We start from the raw sequence: 3,910 nt of genomic DNA, 5'->3' as shown, positions 1-3,910 counted from the left end.
CGGCGCACGCCCGGGCTGCGCCGCGAGGAGGTGGCGCAGCGCGCCCACATCAGCCCGACCTGGTACACCTGGCTGGAGCAGGGGCGCGGCGGCGCGCCGTCGGCCGAGGTGCTGGAGCGGATCGCCGGCGCGCTGCTGCTGACCGACGCAGAGCGCGAGCACCTGTTCATGCTCGGGCTCGGGCGGCCGCCCGAGGTGCGCTATCGCGTGGTCGAGGGCGTCAGCCCGCGCCTGCAGCGGCTGCTCGATTCGCTGGAGGCCAGCCCCGCGATCGTCAAGACGGCGACCTGGGACGTGGTGGCGTGGAACCGCGCGGCGTCGGTGGTGCTGACGGATTACGGCGCGCTGCCGGTGGGCTCGCGCAACATTTTGCGATTCCTGTTCAGCAACCGCGAGGTGCGTGCCAAGCAGCACGACTGGAACGCCGTGGCGCGTTTCGTGGTGGGCGCGTTTCGCGCCGACGTGGCGCGCGCCGGGATCGCCTCGGAAGTGGGCGAACTGGTGGAGGAGCTGTGCGCGGCCAGCGAGCAGTTCGCGATGCTGTGGCGCGACAACGAGGTCCTGAGCCACGGCGAAGGCGACGGCGTGAAGCGCCTGGAACACCCGCTGCTGGGCCAGATCGAACTCGAATATTCGGCGTTCGCGGTGGATGGGCGGCCCGATCTGGGGATGATCGTCTATACGCCGCTCGACCCGGCGGTGGCGGCACGGATTCGCGCGCTGGCGGCGCAGCACGCGGAGCGGGAACGGGCGCAGGCCGAGGCGGTGGCTTCTCCTTCTCTCGCATGAATGTTCTCCATGATTTCCGCGCCTTGCATGACTGACGTTCAGCTTGTGTGGGTTGTTGGAGGTGAACGGTCATGTCCAATGTTTCAGCGGTACCGCCGGTTTGATAAACACAACGAAAAATAAGAATCGGCTAATTCGTTTTTAGTTCTTTGCTGATGTTTTTGCCATTTCCAATGGGCTAGCCTCTTGCGCTGCTGCCGGTGACGCAACACGTAACGCCTCATGCCTCTCGCGGCCCGGCGCCAATCAGATCAATTCCGCCTCGAACGTCAGCCACTGCTGTTGCAAGGGTTCGGCTGCGCCGTTCGTATCGCTGCTTGACCCTGCCCGGAGGCGTTCCCGCATGCCGTCGATCCTGCCTGCCCAAGCCTATACGTTGAAGCTCGCGCCGCAGCCGGCGCCGTTCTCCGTGCTCAAGTTCAGCGGGCGAGACGCCGTGAGCGAGCTGTATCGCTACGACATCGAATTCACGAGCCCGGCGGGCGGTGTTCCGATGGACCAGGTGATCGGCCGGCCCGCGAGATTCATCATCGCCCCGGTCGATCCCGACATGGTTTATCTGCGCCGGATGTTCGGCGAGGACGCCGAGAAGTTCAGCAAGATGCCGCCCGCGCAAGAGATTCACGGTGTCATCACCGAATTCGACGAGTTTGCGACGTCCGCCGACCAGACGCACTATCGGGTCCGGCTCGAACCTGCGCTGGCCGACCTGAACCGCGGCGTCACGAGCCGGCTGTTCCAGAAGCAGTCGGTCGAGGAAATCATCACCGCCACGCTGCGCCATTGCGGTTACCGGGCCGGCGTCGATTTCGTGTTCAAGCTTCGCCACACCTACAAGCGGCACGCGTACGTGACGCAATACCGCGAAACGAGCTTCGCCTTCATCCAGCGTATCTGCGCCGAGGCTGGCATCTGGTTCCGCTGGGAACAAAAGCCCGATTACGCCGCGATCGTGTTCGGCGACGATCTCGATGCCTATGCGCGCAAGCAACGCAGCGTGCCGTACCTACGCGACGCGGGCCTCGAAAGCTCCGGCGCGGACACCATCAAGTCGCTCGAAAAACGCACTCGGCGCGTGCCCGAAAGCGTGAAGCTGCACGACTACAACCATCGCGAGGCCGGTGTGTCGCTGCTCGTCGAGGCGAACGCCGCGCGCACCGACACGGCGACGAATGCCGTCGATTATCGCTGGGGCGAGCACTACGAGACGCTGGACGAAGGCAGGCAAATCGCCCGCTGGCGCCACGAGGCGTATCTGGCGAAGCAGATCGTGTTCAAGGGCACCGGCAATCCGTTCTGGCTGGAGGCGGGCGAGGTGATGCGCGTCGAGCCGAATCCGTCCGATGCAACGCACGGGATTTTTGTCACGGCGGTGGAATCGAGCGGTGGCCGTGGCGAGTCGTATTGGGTGAGCTTCGAGGGGATTCCGTCGGATCGGGTCTGGCGGACGCCGATGGCACTGATCGAGCGGCCGAGCGTCGATGGCATCTTGCCGGCCCGGATCACGTCGCCGGGGAACTACAAGTATGCGTATTTGACCGAGCGTGGCGAGTATGTGATCAAGCTGCCGTTCGATCTCGATGAGTGGAGCCCGGGCGGTACGAGCCGGCCCGTGCGGTTCGCCAAGCCGTATAGCGGTGACCACTACGGGCACCACTTTCCGTTGATCGACGGGGCGGAAGTGGCGGTGGTGTTTACGGATGGGAATCCGGATCGGCCGGTGATCATCGGCGCGATGCACGACAGCCAGCATCGAGACCTGGTCGACAACCTGAATCACACGCGCAATCTCGTTCGGACTGCTGGGCAGAACGAACTGCGGATGGAGGATAAGGAAGGCGTCGAGCATATCCACCTCACGACGCCATTTCAGACCAGTGAGCTGAATCTTGGGCATATGGTCGATAGCGGGCGGAAGGAGCGGGGGCGGGGGGCGGAGCTGCGCTCGGATGGGCATGTGGCGGTACGGGGAGCGAAGGGGATGTTGCTTTCCGCCGACCAGCAGGCTGGCGCCGGCGGCAAGCAGATCGAGATGCTCGCGGCCCGGCGTTTGCTCGAGCAGGCGCTCCAGCAGATGCAGTCCCTCGCGGACGCAGCAAAAGCCTCGGAGGCTATCGCAGCAGACTACGCGAAACAGAAGATCTTGCTGGACGACACTCTGAGCGACCTGAAAAAGGCGGGCATCCTGATCAGCGCGCCGGCCGGCATCGGGATCGTGTCGGGCGATCACCTGCAACTTGCGGCCAACAAGAATCTCATCGCTACGGCGGGCGGCAATGCGGATATCGGGGTCGTCAGGCGGTTCACCGTCGCCGCTGGCGAGGCCGTATCGATTTTCGCGGAAAGGCTCGGGATCAAGCTGTTCGCTGCGAAGGGGAAAGTGGCGATTCAGGCGCAGAGCGACGAAATGCTGCTGGCGGCGCTGAAGGACGTGACCATCGCCAGCACCGAGGGCCGGCTGGTGCTGACCGCAGCAAAAGAGGTATGGATTGGCGCAGGCGGATCGTATATCAAGATCAACGCGAACCGGATCGAGAACGGTACGCCCGGCGACATCCTGGAAAAATGCGCCTCGTGGAACAAGCCTTCCGCAGCGTCGGCGCAAATCAGTCCCACGCTTCCCACCAGCCTTCCGGCGCAGCCCTTGATGCTCAACCTGGCTTCGTCGCCTGCATCGAAAAACGCGGTCTTCTCCGGCATGCCGTACACGCTACTTGCCGATGGCGCTGTGGTTCGACGCGGCGTGATCGACGACCTGGGCCAGATTCCGGTCGATCACAGCGTGACAACGCGGGAATACCAGCTTGAGCTGGCGAACGGCGTGAAGTACGCGATTCCGGTGGCGGATGCGTACCGGGGCGATCCCGGCAATGGCGAGCTGGCGAATCAGGGCTTCCAGCATCACGAAAACAGCACGGACGCCGACATCACCCCTGCGGGCGATCGCGCGGCGCATCGAGAACGATATAACGCGCTGCTGAACCTGCGCACGGATATCTCTTTCGAAGACTGACCATGGCCAATCCTTCAAAAATCGTGGTGCCCATTGCACGCAACGAGACTGCGTCCGCGATGCTGTGTCTGCCGTGGTTTCTCGACATGATCCCGGCGGGCCCGCGCG

At 64.0% G+C, this 3,910-nt stretch carries 2 protein-coding genes; both read left to right on the top strand.

Going from position 1 to position 3,910, the window contains the following annotated elements:
- Nucleotides 1-789: helix-turn-helix transcriptional regulator (locus tag ACYP33_RS13600; protein WP_459622299.1), on the top strand; the 789-nt coding region annotated here is incomplete at its 5' end.
- A gap of 343 nt (nucleotides 790-1,132) precedes the next feature.
- Complete coding sequence (locus tag ACYP33_RS13595; RefSeq protein ID WP_459622297.1) at nucleotides 1,133-3,802, top strand: type VI secretion system Vgr family protein; 2,670 nt, start codon at nucleotides 1,133-1,135, stop codon at nucleotides 3,800-3,802.
- The last annotated feature ends 108 nt before the right edge of the window (nucleotides 3,803-3,910 follow it).

The sequence above is a fragment of the Burkholderia sp. 3C genome, from assembly GCF_054589155.1.
This window is presented reverse-complemented; position numbering and strand designations above follow the sequence as displayed.